The following is a 23,267-nucleotide window of genomic DNA, read 5'->3' on the forward strand; positions in this document are numbered from 1 at the left end:
GTTTCCACAGGGTGTGCGACCTCGCCCCACGGCGAGCCGCCGAGCCCTATCGTGAGGCGCATGCCGACCGCCGACCCTTCGTCACCCGTGAATCCGCACCGATGCTCACTCCCCGCGGCGGGCGATCACAGCGTCGGAACGATCTGGGAATGCGTCGACTGCGGGTCGCGGTACCGTCGCGTCATCCGCACGGGCATGCAGCCCAACGCGATGTGGGACCACGACCCGATGTACCGGCTGCGACGGGCGGTCTTCGTGGGTGCGATCGGCGTTCCGATCGTGCTCGTCATCGTCGTCCTCGTCGTGGCGATGGGCCGCAGCTGACGCGCCGTCGCGTCGGCGGGTCGTGCCGTCCCGTCAGCGCTCGGCCGGGAGTGCCCGATCGGGCAGTCCGATGGGCTCGACGGATGCGACACTGGAATCGGACCGACCATGGGGGTGGTCACCGTGAGGACGCTGGAGCGCGCGCCGTCGCATCCGTCGTACGCGGTCGCGCACGCCGTGAAGCCGCACACGCGCGCAGCGGCTGCACCGCAGCGACTCACGCCGTCGACGGCGCTGCACCTGCAGCGCCTGGCCGGGAACGCGGCCGTCACGTACGCCATCGCCTCGACTGCCGGCCGGACGGTGCCGCCCGGCCAGCAGGACGACCCCGTGGCGAGCTTCCCGCCGCAGCCCGTCGGCGCGCCCGCCGCCGCCTCGGCCGACGGGACCGTCGTGCAGCGTACGATCGGCGACGGCCACGACCTGACGAACACCCGCTTCGCCGGTGACACGGTGCTCGAAGCCGCCTTCGACGACGAGCGGTTCGTGCGCGTCGGCTCGAGCGGTCCGGCGGTGTCGAAGCTGCAGCAGGCGATGGTCGATATCGGCCTCAGCCTGCCGAAGTTCGGCGTCGACGCGAAGTTCGGGCCCGAGACGAAGTCTCGCGTGCAGGCCTTCCAGCGCTCGGCGGGCATCGTCGACGACGGCATCGTCGGCCCCATCACGATGGGCGAGTTCGATCGGCGGATCCCGGGGAGCGGGCCGCCGCCTCCCCCACCACCGCCTCCCCCTCCGCCGGTCCTGACGACGACCACGGTCGCGGCCGCGCCCGACGGCGGGCCGAACTCGCGCCGGAGCGTCGGGTCGGGCGAGTTCGTCGACCTGGCCGCGTCGGCACCCGTCACCTGGACGGTCACGGCGGGCACGCTCACGATCGCGAGCGGGCCGAGCACCCGATGGACGGCCCCGGAGACCGGGTCGGTCACGGTCACGGCGACGCCCGCGAGCGGTCCGCCGGCGACGGTCGTGCTCACGGTCGTCCCGCCCGACCGCTTCAGCATGACCCGCGACCTCGTGAACCCGATCCCCGCCGGTCAGGCCGGCGCCGACATGCTGACCGAGGTCGACTTCGGGCACCGCGACGTCAGCTTCGCACGGGTGCAGTGGCTCGAGGATCCGGGGCCGCCGAGCGGCGTGCACGGCTACTTCCGATTCGGCGCGGGCTCGGCGATGGACCTCAACCACCATCCGAACCCGGCGTTCGTGACGCTCCGCGCCGACAACCGCTTCAAGCACGACCACTGCGGCAGCGGCTTCCCGCTGGCGCCGCCGTTCTTCCGGGTGTTCCCGTTCCCGTCGTTCTTCGGCGGCGGGTGGACCTGGTCCATCCCGAACCGCTTCCGGGTTCTCGGCTCGGGCACGGCGGGCACCTTCTTCTTCCGCTCCGCGCAGATCTTCTCGGTCGATTCCCTCGGCACGACCACGGTCAGCAAGGAGGGGGCCCGCATCACCCGAACCAGGGCGGGTGCGGTGACATGAGCACCGGGGACCTGCACCTCGCGCTCCGCGTCGACCCCGCGCCCGACTCGGATGCCGGCCTGGTGCGCGTCACGCTCACGGTCTCGAATTCCGGAGCGGAACCGATCGCACCCGGCGTGTTCGGCTCGGAACTGCTCGTCAACGGCGAACCCGACCCGAGCTGGCGGCTCGCGATGAACGGCTCAGTCGAGCCCGAGCTGGTGGAGCTTCCGCCCGGACGCTCCGCGGAGCTGGTACGCGACCTTCGCGTTTCGGGTCTGCGAGCCGGGCCGAACGAGTTCGTCGTGCGGATCGGCGACGTGCAGAGCGACGCGGCCGTGCTCGACCTCCGCTGACGACCCCACGTGGCGAGTTGGCGAAGCCGTTCTCAAGTGCCCCGTTCGAGGGCCAGCCTGAGCATTCATCGCTCGCTAGCATTCGCTCAGGTCGACGCTCCGGCGACCACCTCTGGGGGGAGGGGTCATGTTCGGCAGTCTCTTCAACGTGTTCTCGGGCCGGTCGGATCCGGACATCCTCGAGATCCGGATCCACGGCGTGCAGAACACCCCGCCCGCCGAGATGCTCGAGACCGCTCCCGACAAGATCGAGAAGGTGTTCGGCGACGACCTCGGATCGTTCTGGCGCAAGCGCGGGGAACGCCCGGAACGCGGCATCCGCTCGATCGAGGCCTTCTCGTGGGGCGCGCAGGCCCGCACCGGCGGGGGCGCGCTCGCCGCCATCGGTCGGGCGTTCGTCCACGTGGGGTGGTTCCTCCTCCTCCCCTATGCGCTCGCCAACCTCGGGTACTGGACCCGGCGCATCGACCCGCAGCCCGGCATGACGGCCGGCACCCCCAAGTGGAACGGTGACTTCGGCGCCGCGACCGTGCGCGTGTTCGGGCTCCTGCTCACGCTCATCGCGGTCGCCGCGTTCTGCTCGGTCGCGATCGACCTCGTCGGCATCCAGTGCTTCCGCGACGGGCAGGTGTGCGCCGCACTCCCGTCGGTGTTCGATGGCCTCGTCGACCTCGAGCGCGACCGGCGGGCGGCCCTCTTCGGGCTGGCACCCATCGCGACCGTGGTCGTGCTCTACGTGATCGCGCGCCGGGGCCGGGTCGCCTACGAGGAGCGGGTGAAGCAGTTCGGGACGGGCCTGGACCTGCTGGAGCAGGAGCGGAACCGTCCGCTCCTCGCGACGCGCGGCTTCTGGACCGAGTCCCGCATCGGGCAGACCTCCGAGTGGTTGCACGTGTCGGGCGCGATCGCGCTCGTGCTCTTCCTCCTCGCCCTCGACTCGGCGTACCTCGCGGTCGACGACTGCTGGACCGACGGGTCGTCGTCGATCACCGGCGAGTGCCTCGCCGCCGGCTTCGGGAACCCGGTCGCGGCGTGGTTCGCGATCGGTGCCGCGGCGCTGCTGGTCGTGATCGTGGTCCTCGTCGCGCTCGCCTCGCACACCACGTCCGACCGCCGCACCACGGTGAAGCGGATGGCGTCGATGACGTGCCTCGTCGCATCGATCGCGGGCTACGGGGTGTGGACCTGGCTCGCCTTCCGGACGACCGAGGGTGACGGGGGCGGCAAGGTCTTCCTCGGCCTGATCGGCACCCCGATCGCCCTGATCGTGCTCGCCCTCTTCCTCGCACTCGCCGGAGCAGGCTGGAAGAACCGATCGTGGGCGCGGCGGGTGATCAGCGCGATCCTCCTCGTGGGCGGAGCGGCGCTGCTGCTCGGCAGCCACGCCCGTGACGGCGACGAGCGGTGGCTCTGGGTCGGCGGCGCCGCCCTGTGCGTGCTGCTCCACCTGGTGAACGCGTGGACGACGCCGGCGAACCACCGGTTCCAGGCGTGGCGCGGCCAGGGCGCCGCGGTCGCGATGCTGCTCGCGCTCTTCGCGTCGATGGCGCTCTCGAGCCTCCTCGTGCTCGGCGTCGCCTCATGGCTCGGCACCTCGACCGACTCGGCGGACACCTCGTACATCTGGCGCACGCCGCCCGAGCCGCAGCCCGAGCTGTCGCTCGACGTGCCGGATGCGTACGAGCGGTTCGCCGTCGTGCTCACCGCGATCGCCGTGCTGATGATCGTCCTCATCGTCGCGGCGTTGCTGGTGAACATGGTGCGCTTCGTGCGCTTCAGCCTGCCCGCTCTGGCGTGGTCGACGCCGTCGGACGGCGACGACGAGCGCGCGTCTGCTGAGGAGCGGGGCGGGCTCGTCACGCCGGACCCGACGACCTACGCGCCGCGATACGCCGTCCCGGAGGCGCGGAACCGCCGCCGCCTCACGGTGCGTCGGAGCTCGCACCTCCTGCATCGGGGCGAACCCCTGTTCGGCTGGCTCGCGGTCTTCGCCGCGATCGGCTTCCTGAGCCTGTCGTCGGCGGTCGTGTACGAGGGGCTCCGGGCGGGCGCGGTGAGCTGGTTCGGCGAGAACGCCCCCGCGGGCATCCGCGCCGGCTCGACCGCGGTGCTCGTCGCGGTGGCCGTTGCCGCGGTCGCGGCGGTGGTCACGCACGCCGCGTCGAGCAGCGAGCGCCCGCTCGGGGTGTTCTGGGACGTCGTGGCGTTCTTCCCGCGCGCGGGCCACCCGTTCGCGCCGCCCTGCTTCGGCGAGCGCGTCGTGCCCGAGCTCGCCGCGCGCACGCGCGCGTGGCTCGGCGATCCGTCGGCGCGGCGTCGCCGCGGCGTCATCCTCACCGCGCACTCCATGGGTTCCACGATCTCGGCGGCGACACTCATGGCGATGCGCGGCGACCGCGTGCCCGCCGGGATCATGGCGGGCGAGGAACTCGTGGACCGCACGGCCCTGCTCTCGTACGGCACGCAGCTGCGGGCGTACTTCAGCCGCTTCTTCCCGTCGGTGTTCGGCCCCGACGACCTCGGCGTGCCCGGCACACGCGGACCGTCGCTGTGGCGGTCGGATCCGTGGCGCTCGCAGGTGCTCGCCGAGTTCCGGGACGGCCTGCCCGCTCCGAAAGACGATCCGGCGCGCTCGCTCACGGGCATCCTCGGCGCGCACGATCGCGACGTGCCGCGATGGCGGAGCCTCTGGCGCCGGACCGACTACCTCGGCTTCCCGGTCTTCGGCTACCCCGCGGCGGACAACCCGGTCGACCGCGGTGTCACCGAGTCCGCCCCGGCGAGCTATCTCTGGCGCATCGCGACGCACAGCGACTACCTCGGCACCGAGCAGTTCCTGCTCGCCCGCGACGACCTCGTCGAGGCGCTCGGCGACCCGGCGGGCGACGCGCCGGCGTAGCGCGTCGGTCGAGCGGGCCCGCCGACTCGCGCCTCGACCGCACCGTCAGTGGAAGACGGATCTCGCCTCGGCCGTGACCTCGATCGGCACGGTGACCGGCACGAGATCGGTCGAGATCGGTGCGTGCCAGACCGCGCGCAGCGTCACGGTTGCACTGCGACCGTCGCTCGAGCCGGCTCGGACGAGTTCGAGCCCCCGGAGCGAGTGGCTCGAGCCGGCGAGGTAGTCGGCCACAGCACCGGCGGCGGATGCCTCGTCGAGGCCGAACACGAGTGCGTCGCCCTCGATCCGGACCTCGTCGAGCCGCCACGACTCGGCGGCCGCGAGGGCCGCGCCGTCGGCGAGGGTGAAGAGCCGCTTACGTTCGAGGTAGAGCGACGTCGCCGAGGTCACCACGAGGATGAGCGCGAGCGCCAGCACACCGTAGAAGATCGTGAGCAGCAGCGTCGAGCCGGACTCGTCGTCGCGCATCGCTCGCGCCACCCGTTCGTTCACGACGCACCCGCGAAGCGCGACACCGTCTGCGTCGCGCGCGACTCGAGCCGCACCGTCCCGATCCCGCTCGAGGCGAGTACCTGCGGCACGAGGGGCAGCGCCACCGAGGCGCCCACCGCGACGGTCACCCGGGGGCCGGCCGTCTCGCACGGCCCGCTGCAGTCGAGGGCGACGGATGCCGCGTCCGCATCGATGCCGTAGTCGGCGAGCACCACGCGCACGGTTTGCTCGACGGCTGCCGCGGGCTCCGCGCCATCCGCTCGCAGCACCGCGACTCGGGCTGCCTGCCGTGCCGCACCCTCGACGCCGAGGGCCGCCGCCTGGATCGTCGCCATCGCGAGCACGAGGTAGACGAGCGGCACGAGGAGGATCATGCCCACCGTGAGGAACTCGAGCGAGGCCGACCCCGCCTCGTCGGCGAGTCGGCTCCGGCGTGCCTCAGTCGAGCGTCTCGACCGCGGCATGCCCGGTCACCTCCAGTGCGCGTTCCGGGCCGAGCAGGCCGATGACGGGGAGCGAGGCTCGGACCGTGACGGCGATCGCCGGGACGCCTCCGATATGCGTGGTCGTCGCCGAGACATCCGCGGCGAATTCGGCCGCGACGGCTGCGTCGATGAGCTGCCGGGTGCGCTCGACACCCGCGGCGGGCGAGGAGCCCGCGAGTGCCGCGTATCGGGCGCCCTCGGCGGCCGCATCGAGGACCGTGTTGCGGACGTGCAGGGCGAGGGCGAGCTGGACGACCGCGAGGAGCAGCGCCGTGAGCAGCACGCCCACCAGCGAGAACTCCGCGACCGCGGAGCCGCGTTCGTCGACGAGCCGGGTCAGAAGCCGACGACGCGATCGATCGCCTGGTCGAAGACGCCGGAGAGCGCTGGGCCGGCGAGGCCCCAGATCACGATGACGAGCCCCGCGGTCATGAGGGTGATGAGCACCCATCCGGGCACGTCGCCACGATCGTCGGCGAGTCGTCGGGCGATCCAGCGGGGCATGCGGAGTCCTTTCATCGGATGACGGGGGTCGACGGTGCATCAGAAGCCCGCCTGGAGCACGAGGTAGCCGGGGAACAGCGCGAAGGCGATGGTCACCGGCAGGATGAGGAAGATCAGCGGCACGAGCATGGCGATCTCCTTGCGACCGGCCAGCTCGATGATGGTGCGCCTGGCTTCCGAGCGCGCGTCGCCCGCCTGCGCTCGGAGCACCTCGGCGAGCGGCGTGCCGCGATCGAGGGCCCCGAGCACCTGGTCGATCGCGCGCGAGAGCGCCGGATGCTCGAGCCCGTCGCGGACGTCGGCGAGCGCGACCCCGAGCGGAACACCCGTTCCGACTGCCGCGACGACGCTCGAGAACTCTCGAGCGAGTTCGCCGGAACCCGTCCTCGACACGCGACGGAGCGCGTCGAGCATGCCCTCGCCCGCGGTGAGGCTCAGGGTGAGGAACTCGAGGACGGTCGGCAGTTCGCTCGTGATGCGCGCGAGCCGGCGACGCGCGGCTCGCTGCAGCATCCAGTCGACGGCGACCGCGGCCACTGCTGCGCCGAACGGCGGCACCGCCCAGCGGAGCACCGTCGGCGCCGTCTCCATCGCGGGCGCGAACAGCGCGAACAGTGCACCGAGGGCGAAGCCGGCCGCAGCCCAGACGAGTTGGCGTCCGCGGAACCGCTCGACCGTGACATCCGACCCTGCCTGCCGGAGTCGCCGCGCGACGGCGTCGTTGCCGCCGAGGATCGACGACAGGATGCCGCGAGCCCGCCGCGCCGCTGGGAGGACGAGCATCCCGATCACCGAGCCCGGGTCGGAGGTCGGTCGAGCGCGCATCGCGCGGGCCTCGGCGGAGAAGTCCGTGATGTAGGGCGCCACCCGGTCGACCAGCCGGGCACGGCCGATGCGGGGAACGGATGCCGCCACGAGCCAGAGTCCGAGGCCGAGGACCGCACCCAGTGCGACGGCGAGCATCGGGATCGCGCTCAACTGAACCATCGCCGCTCCTCGGGAAGGCGGCCGAGGCCGAGCATGATCCGGTACGCGACGATCGTGACGACGACGCCGCAGAGGATGAGGGCGGTCCCCGCAGGGGAGTCGTATGAGGCGAGCGTCTCGGGGCGGCTCGCGAGGACGCAGAGCAGGAGCCAGGGGGCGGCGACGCCCAGGCGTGCGGCGTTGCGGATCCAGCCCTGCCGGGCGATGACCTCGGCTCGGAGCGCGGCGTCGTCGCGGAGGTAGCTCGCGAGCCCGCGCAGCACCGCGGTCAGGTCGGTGCCGCCGACCTCTCGCGCCATCCGCAGGGTCTCGAGGATGCGATCGGCGACGGGATCGGCGAGTCGGACCTTCAGCGTGTCGACCGCCGACCCGAAGTCGCCCGTGCGGCGGAACTCGTCGTCGAAGCCCGCAAAGGCGCTCCGCGTCGCCGCCGGACCGAGATCGGCGAGGGCGGCGATGGCGTCGGGCAGGTTCATCCCGGCACGCACGCTCGAGACGAGGTGGTCGACGACGTCGGGCCAGATCGCGCGGTTCGTCGCCCGGCGACGGTTCGCACGTGCCCTGATCACGATGGGAACCACCGCAGCGGCGAGGAGCCCGGCGATCAGCGCGAGGAGCGGAACGCCGAACACGGCCTGGGCGACCGCTGCGGCGACCGCGGCGAGGACGACCGCGACTGCGGCGACGGCCATGATCGGCGCAGCGGGGATGCCGGCGAGCGCGAACTCGTCGCGAACCGCCTCGAGTGGACCGCGTCGCGCACCGGCACCACCGGGACCGCCGCCCCGGGCCGCCCGAGCGCGCGCCGGCCACAGCCATGGCGACAGCACGAGCAGGATGCCCGCACCGAGCGTCGCGCCGAGGACGAGGCTCACGCCGCCGCGCCCAGGACGATCGCGGGGTCGAGGCCCGCCGCCTCGAACTTCTCGAGCCGTGCCGGGTGCGCGCCGGTCGCGTCGAGCGCACCAGTCGACCGGTCGAACCGGAAGAGCGCCTCGGCCTCCACGCGCAAACCCACCACTTCGCCCGTGGTCGCGGCGATCTCGCTCACACGGCGCCGCCCGTCGCGGTCGATGGCGAGGTGCACCACGAGGTCGATGCACGATGCCACGGTCGGCACCACGAAGCCCGAGTCGATGTTCCGGCCGGCGAGGAGCGGCAGGGTGCAGAGCTTCGCGAGCGCATCCTGCGCCGAGTTCGCATGAATGGTGCACATGCCCGGCAACCCCGAGTTCAGCGCGATCAACAGGTCGAGGCTCTCGGCCTCGCGCACCTCGCCCACGACGAGCCGGTCCGGGCGCATCCGCAGCGCCTCCTTGACGAGTCGGCGCAACGTGATCTCGCCCGAACCCTCGAGGTTCGGCTGGCGGCACTGCATGGCGACCAGGTCGCGCACGTCGAGGTCGAGCTCGAACGTCTCCTCGACGGTGACGACCCGCTCGCCCGTGCGCGTCGCCGCGAGCAGGGCGTTGAGCATCGTCGTCTTGCCGGTGTGCGTCGCGCCCGAGACGAGCACGTTGGCCCCCGCGAGCACGCCCATCCGCAGGAATTCGGCGGCCGGCCGGGAGATCGAGCCCAGCTCGACGAGCTGCGGCAACGAGCGGATGCGCTGCTGGAACTTCCGGATGTTCACCGCCCAGTGCGCACGGGTGACGTCGGGGATCGCGACGTGCAGTCGCGATCCGTCGGGCAGCGACGCGTCGACGAACGGCGAACTCAGGTCGACCCGGCGGCCGGAGTGCTGCAGCATACGCTCGACGAGATCGCGTACCTCGCGATCGGCGAGCACGACCGTGGTGAGTTCGGCCACGCCGCCGCGCGCCACGAACACACGTGTGGGCGAGTTGATCCAGATCTCCTCGACGGTCGGGTCGTCGAAGAACGGCTGCAGCGGTCCGTACCCGGTGATGGATGCCACGACCTCACGGGCGGCGGCCTGCTCGTCGCCGAGCGGCGCGTGCGCCCCGGCGAGCGCCCGCTCGGAGTACCGGCGCACCTCTTCGGCGGCGAACCGCGCCGCGACCGCCTCGTCGCGCGCGAGGTCGACCCCGTCGCGGAGCACCCGCCCGCGCACTCGCTCGGCGATGGTGCGCACGGGGTCGGACATGGCTCCCATCATGGAGAAGCGGAACGGATCACCCGCCCAGTTATCCACACCGGGGCGCGGCGCCCGGTCGGCTCAACGGTCGACGTCGTCGAGCGCGGACTCGGCCTCATCGCGAGCGCGCGCCGACCGCGACGCCTCGGCAGCCGCCGCCTCGCGGGCCCGGGTCGCGATCCGCAGCTCGCGCTCGGCCGGACGGAGCTCGTCGCGCACCTGCGAGAGACGCCGCTCGAGCTCGTCGCGTTCGGTCTCGAGGTCGTCGAAGCGACGCTCCGCGGCGTCGAAGCGAGCGGATGCCTCGGCGAGCGCCTGCTCGTCGTCGTCGGCGCGCTCGCGCGCCTGCCGGCGGGCCTCGACGAGACGCTCGCGTTCCCGGCGGGCCGTCTCGGCGGCCCGGTCGGCGTCGGGCGGACGCGCAGCGCCGCGGGAGGCGGCATCCGCTCGCCCCTCGCCCCGTCGTGCTCGCGTGTCGGCTCGTTCGGCTGCCGGGCGCTTCCCGAGGCGGCGCGGCGGCCCGGGCTCGCCGCCGCCGACCGCTCCCGCGAGGTCGACCTCGACGCCGACCGCGCGGATCGCCCGCACGAGCCAACCGCTCGCGACCGCGGCACCCGCGTCGGCGGAGACGCTCGCGGCGACCAGGGTCTGCTCGACCTCGTCGAGCACGGCGCGCGACGGCGAACGGCCTGCGGCGTCCGCGAGCCCCGACGCCAGGCGGACGAGGTGGCCGATGAGCTCCCGCCGCTCCGCGACCAGCGCGCCGAGCGCGCGGCCGTCGCCTGCGGCCTGCGCGTCGGCGAGCTCGCCGCCGAGGCCCACGAGGTCGCCCACGCGGTCGGGCTCGTCGCGGGCGAGTCGATTCACGATCCACGCCGACGGCGAGGGGCGGCGCAGTGCGCCGATCGCCTTCGCGGCCTCGGTGTCGCCTGCGGCGCGCGCGTCGGCGACGCGTTCGTTGCGCGCGGCCGTGAACTCCTCGGGCACGAGCGCGTAGAGCGCGTCGGCCGCCTCCGCCACCGGGTCGGTCGCCATGCCTCCATCATGGCGCGGCGGCGGGCGGGGCATCGGCCGCTGGCGGCGCAGTTCGCAGGATGAGGCGCGTCATGACCGCCGGTGCGAGTGTCTGCACCGCGTCATCCTGCGAACTCGATCCGCCCGCCGCCCGCCGCCCGGCGCCCGCCGCCGCCGCCCGCCGCTCCCCCGCGCCAGCCGGCCGGCCGGCCGCCCCCGTCGGGCGCAGTTCGCAGGATGAGCCGCGTCATGACCCCCGGTGCGACTGTCTGCGCCGCGTCATCCTGCGAACTCGGCAGTTGGTGCGCGCAGAGCGCGCCGCCTCACACCGTCTCGAGGTACTTGTGCACGAGGCTCACCGCCACCGCCCCCTGCCCGACCGCCGACGCGACGCGGCGCATCACGTCGTGCCGCACGTCGCCGGCGGCGAAGATGCCCGGCACGCTCGCCTCCTGCGGGAACGGGTCGCGCTTCGGCGTCCACCCGCGTGGCCTCCGCCCGTCGACCAGCAGGTCGGTGCCTGTGAGCACGAAGCCGTGGTCGTCGAGCTCGATGAGGCCCCGGACGAGGTCGGTGCCGGGCACCGCTCCGATGAAGACGAACATCGCGTCGGCCGGCAGCTCGGTCTCGCCGCCCGAGCTCGCGTCGGCGACCGTGATCGATTCCAGCCGTTCTTCGCCCGTGAGCGCCACCACCCTCCGGTGCGGGAGCACCGTGATGTTCGGCGTCGCCTCGATCTGGTCGATGAGGTACCGCGACATCGACGATTCGAGTCCCTCACCGCGAACCAGGATCGTGACCTCGGCGGCGTACCGCGAGAGGAACATCGCGCCCTGCCCGGCGGAGTTCGCGGCGCCGACGACCACCACGCGGCGTCCGCTGTACTCGGCCGCCTCCGACGCGGCGGCGCCGTAGTAGACGGATGCCCCGAGCAGCCGCTCCTCGCCGGGCACCCCGAGCGTTCGGGTCTCGACGCCGGTCGCGAGCACGAGCGCACGCGAGCGGAGCTCGGTGCCGTCGTCGAGCGTGACGATCTTGTACGAGTCCTCCACGCGGATCGCCGTCACGGTCTGCGGGGAGATGATCTCGGCGCCGAGCCGCCGCGCCTGGGTCACGGCGCGACGCGCGAGGTCGGCGCCCCCGATGCCGTGCGGGAACCCGAGGTAGTTCTCGATGCGCGAGCTCGTGCCCGCCTGGCCCCCGGGCACATCGCGTTCGACGACCGCGGTGCGGAGCCCCTCGGACGCGCCGTACACCGCGGCGGCGAGGCCGGCCGGCCCGGCGCCGACCACCACGAGGTCGTAGAACGGCTGCTGCGCGGGGGCGCGCAGTCCGATGCGTTCGGCGAGCTCGTGCAGGTCGGGGCAGAACAGCGTCGTGCCGTCGGGCAGGAAGACGACGGGCAGCTTCGTGAGCCCGGTCGACGACGCCTCGACGAGCGCCCGGGCACCCTCGTTCTTCTCGAGGTCGAGCCACTGGTACGGGATCTGGCTGCGCGCGAGGAAGTCCTTCACGGCGTGCGTGGTCGGCGACCACAGTGTGCCCGCGACGCGCACGCCCTCGTAGGTCGGCGGCGTGTTGGCGTGCCAGTCGTCGAGGAGATCGTCGATCACCGGGTAGAGCCGCTCCTCCGGCGGGTCCCACGGCTTCAGCAGGTAGTAGTCGAGGTCGAGCGCGTTGATGCTCGTGATCGCCGCGCTGGTGTCGGCGTAGGCGGTGAGCAGCACGCGCTTGGCGTCCGGGTACAGCACGAGCGCCTCGGTCAGGAACTCGGTGCCCGTCATTCCCGGCATCCGCTGGTCGACGAGGAAGAGCGCGATGGCGTCGCCGCGGCGCTTGAAGGCCCGGACGGCATCGAGCGCATCCTGACCCGAGCCCGATCGCACGATGCGGTAGTCGTCGCGGTAGCGGGCCTGCAGGTCGCGCGCGATCGCGCCGAGCACCTGCGGCTCGTCGTCGACCGTCATGATGATCGGCTTCGCCATCGCTCACTCCCCGTCCTCGTCGTCGTCCGTCGGCGCGACGCCGACGGGGAGCCGCGCGGTGAACCGCGTTCGGCCGGCGCGCGAGGCGACCGTGAGCTCCCCGTGGTGCTTCTTGACCACGATGTTGCGGGAGATCGGCAGGCCGAGGCCGGTGCCCTCGCCGGGTGGCTTGGTCGTGAAGAACGGGTCGAAGACCTTCGAGAGCGTCTCGGGCGGGATGTCGGGACCGTCGTTCTCGATGTCGACGACGACCCAGTCGCCGTCGTGCCGCGCACGGACGACGAGCGTGCCCTCGCCGTGCATCGCGTCGATCGCGTTGTCGAGCAGGTTGGTCCACACCTGGTTCAGCTCGCTGGCATGCGCCTGGATCGTGGGGAGGTCGTGGTCGTACTCCTTCACGACATCCACGCCTCGCTTCAGCTTGTTGTGCAGCATGACCAGGGTGTTGTCGAGGCCGAGTCGCACGTCGACGTCCTGTACCGGCGCCTGGTCCATGTAGGTGTAGGTCTTCAGCGCCTTCACGAGCTCCACCATCCGGGTCGTGCCGACGGCCACCTCTGCGAGCAGCGCGTAGACGAGGAACTTGTGGCCGAGCCATTCGACGATGACCCGCCGCTCCTCGTCGGGGAACACGTCGCCGAGCCGTTCGAGGTCGTCGACCGTGAAGCCGAGGCTGACAAGGGATGGCGCGAGCTCGCCGCCGTCGGGCACTCCCTGCCGATCGAGCCATGATTCGATCTCGCCCTCGCGGTCGCTGCGCTCGAGTGCACCGAGTTCGGCGGGTGCGTCGGCGCGGTCGGCGGCGAGGCGGTCGAGTTCGCGCAGTCGTTCGAGCCTCGTGCCGTAGAGGCCGAGGCGGCCCAGGTCCAACTGCGTCACCTGCAGCTTCGCGAACGCAGCCATGGCTTGGCTCGAACCGCGTTGGGCGGCGGATGCCGGATTGTTGAGCTCGTGCGCCATGCCGGCGCTGAGGCGCCCCAGCGACGCCATCTTCTCCTGCAGGATGAGCTGGTCCTGCATGCGGCTCAGCTGATCGATCGTGCGTTCGAGCGCCGCGTTCTTCTCGCGGAGTTCGCCGGATCGGGCGCGCAGGTCGCGCTCGTTCCGGCGCAGCGCCTCCTCGGCCGCCCTGCGCTCGGCGATGTCGCGGATGATGCCCGTGTAGTACCGATCCCCGTTCGCGGTCCACGTCGACAGCGAGAGCTCGATGGGGATCCGGCCGCCGCCCTTGGTCTGCGCCGTGAGCTCGACGGTCCGCCCGATCACGCGGGCCTCCCCGGTCTCGGCGTAGCGTCGCATGCCGGCGTGGTGCGCCTGGAGGTGCTCGGGAGGGATGATCAGGTCGAGCAGCTGCCCGAGCGCCTCGTCCTCGGCGTAGCCCAGGATGCGCGTCGCGGCGGAGTTCCAGGCCACGATCCGTCCGGTCCGGTCGGCCGACACGATCGCGTCGATCGCCGCCTCCGTGACCGACGGGAAGGTCTCGAGGTCGGGCGCCGCCGCTTCGGCCTCGTGCACGATCCCCGTGTAGTAGCGGTGGCCGTCGAGCACCCAGGTCGCGAGCGACAGGTTCGCGATGAATTCGCTGCCGTCGCGTCGGCGCACCGGCAGTTCGACGCTCTGGCCGATCACGTGCGCCTCGTCGGCGTGGCGGACGCGTTCGACGCTCTCGCGGAGCGCGTCGCGGAACTCGAGCGGGACGACCGTTCCGACGGGCTGGCCGACCGCCGCGTCCTCCGTGAATCCGAGCAGGGCCGTGGCGGCGGGGTTCCACGTCCGGATGATGCCGCGCGCGTCCGCGGTGATGACCGGGTCGGGCCATGGCCGCATCACGTCTCGGAACGCCGCCTCGGAACCGCGGAGCGCCGACCGGGTCCTCGAGACCGCGACGAGGCGTTCGACCCGCTCGAGCACGTCGTCGGGGTCGAACGGCGTGGAGAGCAGGTCGTCGCCCTCCGCGACTCCCCGCACCCGGGCGGCGACGTCGTCCGCGTGCGCGACGTACGCGAGCGGCGTGAGCCGGGTGTCGCGACCGGCGTGGAGCTCCGCGGCGAGCGCGAATGCACCGATCCCGTCGAGGCCGACGTCGAGGAGCACGAGGTCTGGCCGCTGCCTCACGGTCTGCGGGAGCGTCTCGTCGTTGCCGGCCAGGGTGCGGACGGCGTAGCCGGCGGCGTCGAGGAGCGCGGGCAGTTCATGCAGGATCGCCGCATCGTCGGAGACCAGCAAGATCGTTCCACGCTGCATCATCGCTCCCCCTCACGAGTCCGGTCGCGTCTGCCGGGGCGCCTGCCGACAGGCTATCGATGCGACGACGGCGGGCACGCCCCGCGTTCGGGTGCCACGTGTCCGCGTGTCCGCGTGTCCATGCGTCGGCGGCTCCTTCGGACATCCGACACCGATCCGGTCGGCCGCGGCCGCTCAGGCCGGCGTCGTCGCGAGCGCCGTGACGAGGATCGCGATCTGGCCGAGGAGCACGAACGCGCCGAGGATGATCGCCGTGAGCGACAGCCATCCCGGCCCCGCGACCGGGTCGGCACGGAACTGCCGACGCCCGACCACGCCGAGGACGATGGCGATCGCGGCGACGGGCAGGGCCCACCACGAGGGCAGCAGGAACGCGAACACGGCGAGCGCGATGCCGATGATCGCCGCGAGCGAGGGCCGCCTGGTCGGCTCCGTGTCGCCCGGGATGCCGCGACCGGGTCCGACACCGCCGGCTCCCCCGCTCACGTCGAGCCCGCCCGTCGTCCACGCCGTCGATCCGCCATGCGCCCAGTCAACCGCATGCACGGGCGGTGGGGCGGATGCCACGACCCGATGCGCGTCGGATGACGCGCACAAGCGCCGACGGGACATCCGCCACGCCCGTCGGACCCCGCATTCGGGTGCCACCGGTCCGACACGCCAGCGCGTCGCCGCACTCCCGAGCGGGCCGTCTGGCTACATTCGGCCACGAGACACGGCCGCGGGGGGCGCCGAGAAACGGAGCGAACGCGAATGACCGGACCCGAACCTGCACGCATTCCCGAGGCCGACGACGCGTCGCTCCCCGACGACGTCGCGTACCGCCCCGAGGCCATCGATGACCTCGTCGACCGCATCGTCGCGGAGGAGGTCGCCGAGCTCCGGCGCGGTTTCGCCTCCGGCGCGGAGTTCGCCGTGACGCACGGCGCCTCCTCGCGCGAGCACATGCTGCACCGGCTGGAGTGCGCCTCGATCGAATCGCACCTGGACCGCACGGCCAAGTGGACCGAGGCGCATCGGCGCCGCCTCGCGTCGAACCCGGCCTACCGCCTCCCGATGCCGACCCTGATCACCAGGCAGGCCGCGCGCGACCTCTCGGGCGTGCGGTCGTGCAGGGTGTGCTGGCCGAATCCGACGGGCGGCGAGCCTCGGCCGCTCCGTCGTCTCTCGGCGAGGAGCCTCGGGCCGCAGCACGTCGGCCACGTGCTCGCCCGGCCCGACGGCGAACCGCTCGGGACGATCGTGCGCTGGGGCGCTCGCACGGGTGCCGATCTCTTCGGCGTGGTGCACGACGAGATCGAGATCGTGACCTCGATGGGCACGGAGACCGTCGGGCCCGACGACCAGGTCGTCATCTGGGACCTGCCCACCGACGAGCAGGCCATCCGGCGCAAGGCGCAGCTCGTCCAGCGGTTCGCGGGTCGCGGCGACGGCGCGGGCGGCTGATCGGCGCGGGCGGCCGGAGCTGCGGCCCGGTCCCGGACGTCCGGGCGCCGGGACGTCCGGCGTGTCTCAGCCCTCGGTCCAGGGCTCGCGCCATCCGCCCCGCCCGGCCATGAGCGCGTCGGCGGCCGCAGGACCCCATGTACCGGGCTCGTACTCGTGCACCTCGGGCGGTGCCTCGAGCAGCGGCTCGACGACCGCCCACTCCGCGTCGATCGTCCCCTGGCTGGCGAATCGCATTCCGCCGCCGGCGAGCGCCGCCTCGAAGAGCACCTCGTACGGTGTCGGCGCCTCCCCCGGCTTCGCCGCGAATCCGACGTCGAGCTCCGCGAGCTCGGGCGCCGCGGCATCCACGCGCTGGGCGGCGAGCGCCACCCGGACCCCGAAGGTCGGACCGAGTCGCACGACGAGCTCGTTCGACGGCGGATGGTCGCCGCGCAGGCCGAACCCGAGCGACGGGGCGTCGCGGAAGACGATGCGCACCTCGGTCTGGGTCGTGCGGAGCTTCTTGCCGGTGCGGATGAGGAACGGCACGCCCGACCACCGCGGATTCTCGATCCGGAGCTCGAGCGCGGCGAACGTCTCGGTCGTCGAGTCGGCGGCCACCCCGTCGACGTCGCGGTAACCGCGGTACTGGCCGCGGACGTAGCGCGCCGGATCGGCCGGCACGACCTGGCGCAGCAGTTCGGTGCGTCGTCGACCGATCGAGGCGCGGTCGCCGGGCTCGGGCGCCTCCATCGCGACCGCGACCACGACCTGCAGCAGATGGTTGACGACGACGTCGCGGAGTGCTCCGACCGGATCGTAGAAGTGTCCGCGGTCGTCGACGCCGAACGCCTCGGTCATCGAGATCTGCACGTGGTCGATGTGGTCGCGGTTCCAGGTCGGCGCGAGCAGCGTGTTCGCGAAGCGCAGGAACGGGATCTCCTCGAGCCCGACCTTGCCGAGGTAGTGGTCGACACGCAGCAGCTGCGATTCGTCGACGACCGCGTGCAGCTCGTCGGCGAGGGCCCTCGCCGACGCGAGGTCGTGTCCGAACGGCTTCTCGATCACGAACCGGGCGTTCGCGGCGAGGTCGGCCGCAGCGACCCCCTTGACGACGGTCGCGAACAGGTTCGGCGGCACCTCGAGGTAGAACAGCGGATGCCGCGCCCCGCCCATCGCCTCCTTCACGCCGTCGTACGTCTCGGGCGTTCCGAAGTCGCCGTGCACGTACGACATCCGGTCCATGAGGCGCCCGAACACCGACTCGTCGATCTCCTCGCCGGTCGCCGAGATGCTCTCGCGGGCGCGCTCGGCGAGCCGGTCCTTCGTCCAGTCCTCGAACGCGACCCCGATGATCGGGCAGTACAGCAGTTCCCGCTTCTCGAGCCGGTACAGCGATCGGAACGTCATCACGCGGGCGAGGTCGCCGGTGATGCCGAAGATCACCAGGACGTCGCGGCGAGCGGTCGTGTCATCCGTTGCCCCCATGGGCGGCAGTCTGGCCGAGCGCACCGACGGCGACAAGGGCGGATGCCTCGTGCGGCCGGTCCCTCGTGCCGGGCCGGCTGCTCGCCGCCGCCTAGACTGAACGGGCACTCGCGGGAGTGGTGAAATCGGCAGACACGCAGGATTTAGGTTCCTGTGCCTTCGGGCGTGAGGGTTCAAGTCCCTCCTTCCGCACTCGACTCGACTCGACTCGACTCGACTCGGGCGGTCGGCCCTCCCCCGGACGACCTCGCCCGCGCGGCTACGATGACCCCGTGTCCGAGACCGCCGAGCCGCCCGCCATCCCACCCGGCACCTACGAGCACTACAAGGGTCACCGATACGAGGTCCTCACCCTCGCCCGCCACAGCGAGACCGAGGAGTGGCTCGTCGTCTACCGTCAGCTCTACGGCGACCACGGCGTCTGGGTGCGGCCCGCCGACATGTTCGCGGAGCACGTCGAGGTGGACGGCGGGCTCGTGCCCCGCTTCCGTCGCGTCGAGTCGTCGGGTGCGGATGCCGCGGCCGGGCCGCCGGCGGACGTGCCGGCCTCACGGCGGATTCGGGGGCTGCCCGATCGCCGTGAGGCATCCGCTCGGTAGACTGCACGAACACCCCAGCCGACCGAGGCCGGCGGTCGCCGCGTCCGACGACAGGAGCACCACGCCGTGATCCACACCGCGCTCATCCCCTGGCTCGACCCGGAGACGATCATCCAGGGCGCCGGGCCGTGGGCGCTACTCGTGGTCTGCTTCATCGTGTTCGCCGAGACCGGCCTGCTCGTCGGGTTCCTGCTGCCCGGCGACACGCTGCTCGTCATCTCGGGCCTGCTGTCGAATCCCGAACTGGTCCCACCGGCCGGCGTGTTCGGGGTCTCGGTCTGGCTCGTCGCCCTGCTCATCGGCGTCTCCGCGTTCGTCGGCGGCGAGGTCGGCTACGAGATCGGCCATCGCGGCGGCCCGAAGGTGTTCGAACGCAAGGAGAGCGGGCTCTTCAGCGTCAAGAACGTCGAACGCACGAACGCGTTCTTCGAGCGGTTCGGCGGCCTCACGATCATCCTCGCCCGCTTCGTGCCCATCGTGCGCACGTTCGCACCGGTCGCCGCGGGCGTCGGCCACATGAACCGCGGCCGCTACACGCTGTACAACTTCATCGGCGCGGTGCTCTGGGGCTTCGGCCTGACGATGTTCGGCTACGCGGTCAGCTTCATCCCGCCGGTCGCCTACCTCGTGCGCGAGTACATCGACCTGATCCTCCTCGTCGCGGTCGGAGGCACGGCGCTCGTCACGGCCTGGCACTACTTCAGCGAGCGTCGCAAGGCGAAGAAGGCCGCGGCCGCCGGCGAAGACGTCATCACCGACGAGGAGGAGGCCCAGGAACTCGTGCTCGACCCCGACGTGTTCGATCGCCCGCCGCACCTCGACGGCGACCACCCGCACCACGGCGACGGCCACCACGGCGACGACCGACCGCCGCACGACGGACGCTGAGCCGAATCAGCCCGCGAACCACCCCGTCGCGCCCACGGTCTCGCCCATGCGCGGCACGTACTGGTCGAAGTACACCCGCGAGATGAGTTCGCGCCGGCTGCGGACGCCCGCCTTGTCGAACACCGACTTCAGGTGGTCCTGCACGGTGTAGGCCGAGACGTGGAGCGTGGAGGCGATCTCCTTGGTCTCCACGCCTTGAAGCACGAGGCGCGTGACATCGCGCTCACGCTGGGTGAGGCCGAACGCGGCGACCACCAGCGAGACGATCTCGGGGGGACGCGCCTCCTCGATGGTGACGACCACGTCGCCGGTCGCGCCGGCGGCGCCGCGCAGCGGCGACGCGTGCAGCAGCAGCCAGACGCCGGAGCCGGTGCGGACCCGCGCGCGGGCGGGCGGCGTCTCGGGTGAGCCGAGCGTGCGTCGCGCGGCGCCGACGAGCGAGGTCACGAGGCTCAGCGGGTCCCCGCCGTGCGCGTTCCCGCGCAGCTGCTCGAGCCGCTCCTCGGCGCCGACGCTGATCTGCGCGATGCCGTCGTTCGCGTCGACGATGACGACGGCGGGTCCACCGGTCTCGCCGAGCGGGATCGCATCGTGCGCGAGGCGGGTGAGGATGCCCGAGCGGACGCCCCGAGCGAACGACTCGGACAGCGAACCGAGGAACTCGACCTCGTCGGCGGTGAACGCCGGATCGTCGCTGCCGCGGAAGATCGCGAGGCATCCCCAGACGGCGGTGCCGTCGCGGAACAGCAGGCGGGCCTCGTCGGCGAAGCCGTAGTGCGGTCGCATGAGCCGCGCCATCCGCTCTGATCGATCGATCTCGGCCGACTCGGTCGCGCGCATGCCGATCGCCTTCTGGTCGCTGCCCGCGAGCGATCGGAACGACGTGGGCTCCTCGGAGCCGTACTCGATGATCCCGAAGAGCCGGTCGTGCTCGTTGTGCGCCGTCAGCGCGCCGTACTTCCGCGCACTCGTGAGCATCATGGTGGCCGGATCGTGGGTGCCGACGCACGCGCCGACCCAGGGCACGGCGCGACGGACCGAGTCGGTCGCCTCGCCGATGAAATCGTCGAGATCGAGCCCGGCGCGCGCGAGCACGTCGAGGTCGCCCCGCACGCGGGCCCCGGTCAGCTGGGGAATCACGCGTTCAGTATGCGCCTCGACGGGCCCGACCGGTATCCCAGATCGCTGGGAGTCGCAAGGCCCCGCGCGCTGGGGTCGCCGATTCCCCGGCCGATCGGGATACCGCTGACCGTCGCCGGCCGCGCACGATGTCCGTCGTGACCACCACCACGACCATCGAGACCGGGTCCGTCGACGACCGCGGCGAGCTCCTGCACGCCGACGACGCGACCGCGCAGCTGTGCCTCTCGCTCGTCCGGCTCGAGGCGGCGCTCGTCGAGCGCGGCCTGGAGCTCGGGGCGGTGACGCAGGTGCGCATCCACGCGACCGAACCGGGGTCCGCGTCGGAACTGGTCGAGCTCGTGCTCGAGCGGTTCGGCACGGGCAGGGCCGCGCCGGTCGTCGCCTGGGTCTCCGCCGCTCGCCACGAGGTGCCGGGAATGCTCGTCCGCCTCGCCGCGGACGTGGCGGTCACCACGCCGACCCGAGAACCGACCACCAACCGTCCCATGAACCGAAGGACCGACATGAACCCCTCACTCACCGACACCTCGACGCTCCGCGACGCCGGAACCGTGCACCTGCCCGGCGACCCCGGCTTCGAGGCGGCGACCGTCCCATGGAACCTCGCCGTCGTCCAGCGCCCAGCGGCCGTCGCCGTGCCGCGCACGGTCGACGAGGTCGCCCGCGTGGTCGCCTCGGCGACCGAGCTCGGACTCCGCGTCGCACCGCAGAGCACCGGCCACGGCGCCGCGGCGCTCGCCGCCGGCTCGCTCGACGACGTCGTGCTCGTCCGCCTGCACGAGCTGACCGGCGTGAGCATCGACCCCGCCGCCCGCACCGCCCGGGTGCTCGGCGGCACGCTGTGGCGCGACGTCGTCGCGGCGGCGGCCCCGCACGGCCTCGCCGCGCTGCACGGCAGCGCCGGCGACGTCGCCGTGGCGGGCTACGTGCTCGGCGGCGGCCTGTCGTTCTACGGCCGGGCACACGGACTCGCATCCTCGCACGTGCGCGCCGTCGAGCTCGTGACGGCCGACGGCACAGTCGTCCGCGCGAGCGAGCACGATCGCCCCGACCTGTTCTGGGCCCTGCGCGGAGGCGGGGGCGGCAACTTCGGCGTCGTCGTCGCCGTGGAGATCGACCTCATCCCCGTGCCCGACGTCGTCGCCGGCATGCTGCTCTGGGACCTGTCGAAGGGATCCGAGGTGGCCCGCGCGTGGGCGCGGTGGACGGCCGACCTGCCGGAATCCGTGACGACGTCGCTGCGCTTCCTGCGATTCCCGCCCGACCCGGCGATGCCGCCGTTCCTCAGCGGTCGCAGCCTCGTCGTGATCGACGGCGCGATCCTCGAGGACGACGACCGGGCGGCGGAGCTCCTCGCGCCCCTCCGCGCCCTCGCACCCGAGGTCGACACGTTCGGGCGAATGCCCGCCGCGGGCCTCGTCGACGTGCACATGGACCCGCCGGGGCCGGTCCCCTCCGTGAGCGACCACGCGATGCTGGGCGACCTGCCCGACGCCGCGATCGACGCCCTCGTCGCGGTCGCCGGCGCCGGCGTGGAGATCCCGCTCATCTGCGCCGAGCTGCGCCACCTTGGCGGTGCGCTCGCCCGGCCAGGCCACGGCGCTCTCGCACGCCTCGACGGCGCGTATGCGCTGTTCGCCCTCTCGCCCGCCCCGACGCCCGAGATGGCGGCGATCGGCGAATCGGTCACGAGCTCGGTCGTCGCCGCCCTCGCTCCCTGGGCGAACGGCAGCCTGTTCCTCAACTTCGCCGACCGAGGTGTCGACGTCGCGACCGGGTTCGACGCCGATGCCTGGGCACGACTCGTCGAGGTGCGTCGCACCGTCGACTCCGACGGCGTCTTCGCCGCCGCCCACCCGATCGGCGACCGCCGATGACCCCCACCACCACCGGCCACACCGCCACCACCGGCACCACCGAACCGAAGGAGATCACCACCATGTCCATCCGTCGCCTCACGGCCGCCGGCGCGCTCGTCGCACTCGCCGTCGCCATCCCGGCCCTGCCTGCACAGGCCGCACCCGCCGGCGAACTGCCCCGGCCCGACCACGCGAGCCAGGCCGCACTCGTCGCGCAGGTCCGCGCCGCCACGGCGCGCTTCCACGACGTCGAGGTCGCCCTCGCCGAGGGCTACGTCGACACGCACGAGTGCTCGAGCAGCCCCGACGGCGCCATGGGCATCCACTTCGTGAACCCCGCGCTCATCGCGCCGGGCGCACCGGTCGACCCGACGCGGCCGCCGGTGCTGATGTACGGCCCGTCGGCCTCGGGCGAGCTCGAGCTCTGGGGCGTCGAGTTCTTCGAGCCGGATGTCGGCCAGCCGACGCCCGTGTTCGGAACCGTCACGTTCGACGGCCCGATGCCCGGCCACGACCCGGAGATGCCGGTGCACTACGACCTCCACGTCTGGACGGGCAAGCACAACCCGAGCGGCCTGTACGCGCCGTTCAACCCGTCGCTGTCCTGCTGAGCAGGCGGATGCCGCACGCCGGTCGTCCTCGTTCGAGGGCGGCCGGTTCGCGGCATCCGTCTCTATATCGCATTGCGATATAACGCTGAGCGACATACACTTCGACCAGACCCGATACGCGGCATCCGCCGCAGTGGAGGTGGTCGAGATGAACGAACGCAACCGACGCACGTGGTGGATCGTCGGCGCCGTCGCCGCCTTCGCGGTCGGCGCCCTGTCGTGGGTGCAGTCGATCGGCTACTGGATGCAGCGGGGGGCCGGTGCCGCCGAACCGGCGTTCCTGTTCATCGACCACGACGGACCGAGCGTGACCGGGGCATTGCTCGGCACCGTGTTCCTGGCGATCGGCGCACTCTGCGCGGTCATGGCCGCGCGCCGCTCGCGCCGCACCACCTGATCGGG

At 72.5% G+C, this 23,267-nt stretch carries 23 protein-coding genes and 1 tRNA gene; 11 read left to right on the forward strand and 13 right to left on the reverse strand.

Annotated elements, in window-relative coordinates:
- Positions 1 to 195 precede the first annotated feature (195 nt).
- From ACIQH8_RS13190 to ACIQH8_RS13205, 4 genes are all read left to right on the forward strand, one after another.
- Positions 196 to 324 carry a hypothetical protein gene (locus tag ACIQH8_RS13190; protein ID WP_400999327.1) on the forward strand — a complete coding sequence of 43 codons (129 nt, stop codon included), beginning with the start codon at positions 196 to 198 and terminating at the stop codon, positions 322 to 324.
- Positions 325 to 432: 108 nt separating this feature from the next.
- Positions 433 to 1,803 (forward strand): peptidoglycan-binding protein, encoded by a 1,371-nt coding sequence (locus ACIQH8_RS13195; protein ID WP_400999329.1) that lies wholly within the window; start codon positions 433 to 435, stop codon positions 1,801 to 1,803.
- Positions 1,800 to 2,138: a hypothetical protein gene (locus tag ACIQH8_RS13200; RefSeq protein WP_400999331.1), complete on the forward strand. Its 339-nt coding sequence runs from the start codon at positions 1,800 to 1,802 to the stop codon at positions 2,136 to 2,138. The genes ACIQH8_RS13195 and ACIQH8_RS13200 overlap by 4 nt, the downstream gene beginning before the upstream one ends.
- A 127-nt stretch (positions 2,139 to 2,265) precedes the next feature.
- On the forward strand, positions 2,266 to 5,037 hold the full coding sequence (locus tag ACIQH8_RS13205; RefSeq protein ID WP_400999333.1) for a hypothetical protein: 2,772 nt from the start codon (positions 2,266 to 2,268) through the stop codon (positions 5,035 to 5,037).
- Between the two features lie 45 nt (positions 5,038 to 5,082).
- Here ACIQH8_RS13205 and ACIQH8_RS13210 read toward each other — a convergent pair whose 3' ends face one another.
- The 11 genes from ACIQH8_RS13210 to ACIQH8_RS13260 form a co-directional block, all read right to left on the reverse strand.
- Positions 5,083 to 5,532, reverse strand: a complete 450-nt coding sequence (locus ACIQH8_RS13210) for a pilus assembly protein TadG-related protein (protein ID WP_400999335.1) — start codon at positions 5,530 to 5,532, stop codon at positions 5,083 to 5,085.
- Complete coding sequence (locus ACIQH8_RS13215; protein WP_400999337.1) at positions 5,529 to 5,996, reverse strand: TadE family protein; 468 nt, start codon at positions 5,994 to 5,996, stop codon at positions 5,529 to 5,531. Before ACIQH8_RS13215 ends, ACIQH8_RS13210 begins: the two co-directional genes overlap by 4 nt.
- Positions 5,971 to 6,423: a TadE/TadG family type IV pilus assembly protein gene (locus ACIQH8_RS13220; RefSeq protein ID WP_400999835.1), complete on the reverse strand. Its 453-nt coding sequence runs from the start codon at positions 6,421 to 6,423 to the stop codon at positions 5,971 to 5,973. Before ACIQH8_RS13220 ends, ACIQH8_RS13215 begins: the two co-directional genes overlap by 26 nt.
- Positions 6,354 to 6,521 (reverse strand): hypothetical protein, encoded by a 168-nt coding sequence (locus ACIQH8_RS13225; protein ID WP_400999339.1) that lies wholly within the window; start codon positions 6,519 to 6,521, stop codon positions 6,354 to 6,356. The genes ACIQH8_RS13220 and ACIQH8_RS13225 overlap by 70 nt, the downstream gene beginning before the upstream one ends.
- Positions 6,522 to 6,560: 39 nt before the next feature.
- Positions 6,561 to 7,508, reverse strand: coding sequence for a type II secretion system F family protein (locus ACIQH8_RS13230; RefSeq protein ID WP_400999341.1), 948 nt, complete (start codon positions 7,506 to 7,508; stop codon positions 6,561 to 6,563).
- Positions 7,496 to 8,383 carry a type II secretion system F family protein gene (locus tag ACIQH8_RS13235; RefSeq protein WP_400999343.1) on the reverse strand — a complete coding sequence of 296 codons (888 nt, stop codon included), beginning with the start codon at positions 8,381 to 8,383 and terminating at the stop codon, positions 7,496 to 7,498. Before ACIQH8_RS13235 ends, ACIQH8_RS13230 begins: the two co-directional genes overlap by 13 nt.
- A complete protein-coding gene (locus tag ACIQH8_RS13240) occupies positions 8,380 to 9,615 on the reverse strand; it encodes a CpaF family protein (protein ID WP_400999345.1) in 1,236 nt (411 codons plus the stop codon). Before ACIQH8_RS13240 ends, ACIQH8_RS13235 begins: the two co-directional genes overlap by 4 nt.
- A 72-nt stretch (positions 9,616 to 9,687) precedes the next feature.
- Positions 9,688 to 10,641, reverse strand: coding sequence for a hypothetical protein (locus ACIQH8_RS13245; protein ID WP_400999347.1), 954 nt, complete (start codon positions 10,639 to 10,641; stop codon positions 9,688 to 9,690).
- Between the two features lie 302 nt (positions 10,642 to 10,943).
- The gene (locus ACIQH8_RS13250; protein WP_400999349.1) at positions 10,944 to 12,605 is read right to left on the reverse strand and encodes an FAD-dependent oxidoreductase; all 1,662 of its coding nucleotides are present in this window, start codon (positions 12,603 to 12,605) and stop codon (positions 10,944 to 10,946) included.
- Between the two features lie 3 nt (positions 12,606 to 12,608).
- Positions 12,609 to 14,852: a PAS domain S-box protein gene (locus tag ACIQH8_RS13255; protein ID WP_400999351.1), complete on the reverse strand. Its 2,244-nt coding sequence runs from the start codon at positions 14,850 to 14,852 to the stop codon at positions 12,609 to 12,611.
- Between the two features lie 171 nt (positions 14,853 to 15,023).
- On the reverse strand, positions 15,024 to 15,416 hold the full coding sequence (locus ACIQH8_RS13260; protein WP_400999353.1) for a hypothetical protein: 393 nt from the start codon (positions 15,414 to 15,416) through the stop codon (positions 15,024 to 15,026).
- A gap of 186 nt (positions 15,417 to 15,602) precedes the next feature.
- Between ACIQH8_RS13260 and ACIQH8_RS13265 the strand changes: the two genes are divergently transcribed.
- Positions 15,603 to 16,295 carry a hypothetical protein gene (locus tag ACIQH8_RS13265; RefSeq protein WP_400999355.1) on the forward strand — a complete coding sequence of 231 codons (693 nt, stop codon included), beginning with the start codon at positions 15,603 to 15,605 and terminating at the stop codon, positions 16,293 to 16,295.
- Between the two features lie 66 nt (positions 16,296 to 16,361).
- Here the strand turns inward: ACIQH8_RS13265 and zwf are convergent, their stop codons facing one another.
- Entirely contained in the window at positions 16,362 to 17,765 is a 1,404-nt protein-coding gene (gene zwf, locus ACIQH8_RS13270) for a glucose-6-phosphate dehydrogenase (RefSeq protein WP_400999357.1), read from the reverse strand.
- Between the two features lie 110 nt (positions 17,766 to 17,875).
- On the opposite strand from zwf, the gene ACIQH8_RS13275 reads away from it, so the two are divergent.
- The 3 genes from ACIQH8_RS13275 to ACIQH8_RS13285 all read left to right on the forward strand — a co-directional run bounded on the left by ACIQH8_RS13275 (position 17,876) and on the right by ACIQH8_RS13285 (position 19,252).
- Positions 17,876 to 17,957 (forward strand) — tRNA-Leu (locus ACIQH8_RS13275).
- Between the two features lie 80 nt (positions 17,958 to 18,037).
- Positions 18,038 to 18,364 (forward strand): DUF1653 domain-containing protein, encoded by a 327-nt coding sequence (locus ACIQH8_RS13280; RefSeq protein WP_400999359.1) that lies wholly within the window; start codon positions 18,038 to 18,040, stop codon positions 18,362 to 18,364.
- A 66-nt stretch (positions 18,365 to 18,430) separates the two neighbouring features.
- Entirely contained in the window at positions 18,431 to 19,252 is an 822-nt protein-coding gene (locus tag ACIQH8_RS13285; protein WP_400999361.1) for a DedA family protein, read from the forward strand.
- Between the two features lie 6 nt (positions 19,253 to 19,258).
- Here ACIQH8_RS13285 and ACIQH8_RS13290 read toward each other — a convergent pair whose 3' ends face one another.
- Positions 19,259 to 20,392: a LuxR C-terminal-related transcriptional regulator gene (locus tag ACIQH8_RS13290; RefSeq protein ID WP_400999363.1), complete on the reverse strand. Its 1,134-nt coding sequence runs from the start codon at positions 20,390 to 20,392 to the stop codon at positions 19,259 to 19,261.
- Between the two features lie 137 nt (positions 20,393 to 20,529).
- Here ACIQH8_RS13290 and ACIQH8_RS13295 point away from each other — a divergent pair, with 137 nt between their 5' ends.
- The 3 genes from ACIQH8_RS13295 to ACIQH8_RS13305 all read left to right on the forward strand — a co-directional run bounded on the left by ACIQH8_RS13295 (position 20,530) and on the right by ACIQH8_RS13305 (position 23,262).
- On the forward strand, positions 20,530 to 22,272 hold the full coding sequence (locus ACIQH8_RS13295; RefSeq protein WP_400999365.1) for an FAD-binding oxidoreductase: 1,743 nt from the start codon (positions 20,530 to 20,532) through the stop codon (positions 22,270 to 22,272).
- Entirely contained in the window at positions 22,269 to 22,865 is a 597-nt protein-coding gene (locus ACIQH8_RS13300; protein WP_400999367.1) for a hypothetical protein, read from the forward strand. The genes ACIQH8_RS13295 and ACIQH8_RS13300 overlap by 4 nt, the downstream gene beginning before the upstream one ends.
- A 148-nt stretch (positions 22,866 to 23,013) precedes the next feature.
- Positions 23,014 to 23,262: a hypothetical protein gene (locus ACIQH8_RS13305; protein ID WP_400999369.1), complete on the forward strand. Its 249-nt coding sequence runs from the start codon at positions 23,014 to 23,016 to the stop codon at positions 23,260 to 23,262.
- Positions 23,263 to 23,267 lie beyond the last annotated feature (5 nt).

The organism is Agromyces sp. GXQ0307, from assembly GCF_044769845.1.
Classification (GTDB): domain Bacteria; phylum Actinomycetota; class Actinomycetes; order Actinomycetales; family Microbacteriaceae; genus Agromyces.

Excerpts from the sequence above, each read along its gene's own strand:
- ACIQH8_RS13265 (WP_400999355.1), top strand. The coding sequence starts at position 15,603 with ATGACCGGACCCGAACCTGCACGCATTCCCGAGGCCGACGACGCGTCG.
- zwf (WP_400999357.1), bottom strand. The coding sequence starts at position 17,765 with ATGGGGGCAACGGATGACACGACCGCTCGCCGCGACGTCCTGGTGATC.
- ACIQH8_RS13215 (WP_400999337.1), bottom strand. The coding sequence starts at position 5,996 with ATGCCGCGGTCGAGACGCTCGACTGAGGCACGCCGGAGCCGACTCGCC.
- ACIQH8_RS13255 (WP_400999351.1), bottom strand. The coding sequence starts at position 14,852 with ATGATGCAGCGTGGAACGATCTTGCTGGTCTCCGACGATGCGGCGATC.
- ACIQH8_RS13305 (WP_400999369.1), top strand. The coding sequence starts at position 23,014 with ATGAACGAACGCAACCGACGCACGTGGTGGATCGTCGGCGCCGTCGCC.
- ACIQH8_RS13205 (WP_400999333.1), top strand. The coding sequence starts at position 2,266 with ATGTTCGGCAGTCTCTTCAACGTGTTCTCGGGCCGGTCGGATCCGGAC.
- ACIQH8_RS13240 (WP_400999345.1), bottom strand. The coding sequence starts at position 9,615 with ATGTCCGACCCCGTGCGCACCATCGCCGAGCGAGTGCGCGGGCGGGTG.
- ACIQH8_RS13200 (WP_400999331.1), top strand. The coding sequence starts at position 1,800 with ATGAGCACCGGGGACCTGCACCTCGCGCTCCGCGTCGACCCCGCGCCC.
- ACIQH8_RS13195 (WP_400999329.1), top strand. The coding sequence starts at position 433 with ATGGGGGTGGTCACCGTGAGGACGCTGGAGCGCGCGCCGTCGCATCCG.
- ACIQH8_RS13230 (WP_400999341.1), bottom strand. The coding sequence starts at position 7,508 with ATGGTTCAGTTGAGCGCGATCCCGATGCTCGCCGTCGCACTGGGTGCG.
- ACIQH8_RS13225 (WP_400999339.1), bottom strand. The coding sequence starts at position 6,521 with ATGCCCCGCTGGATCGCCCGACGACTCGCCGACGATCGTGGCGACGTG.
- ACIQH8_RS13190 (WP_400999327.1), top strand. The coding sequence starts at position 196 with ATGCAGCCCAACGCGATGTGGGACCACGACCCGATGTACCGGCTGCGA.
- ACIQH8_RS13245 (WP_400999347.1), bottom strand. The coding sequence starts at position 10,641 with ATGGCGACCGACCCGGTGGCGGAGGCGGCCGACGCGCTCTACGCGCTC.
- ACIQH8_RS13250 (WP_400999349.1), bottom strand. The coding sequence starts at position 12,605 with ATGGCGAAGCCGATCATCATGACGGTCGACGACGAGCCGCAGGTGCTC.
- ACIQH8_RS13300 (WP_400999367.1), top strand. The coding sequence starts at position 22,269 with ATGACCCCCACCACCACCGGCCACACCGCCACCACCGGCACCACCGAA.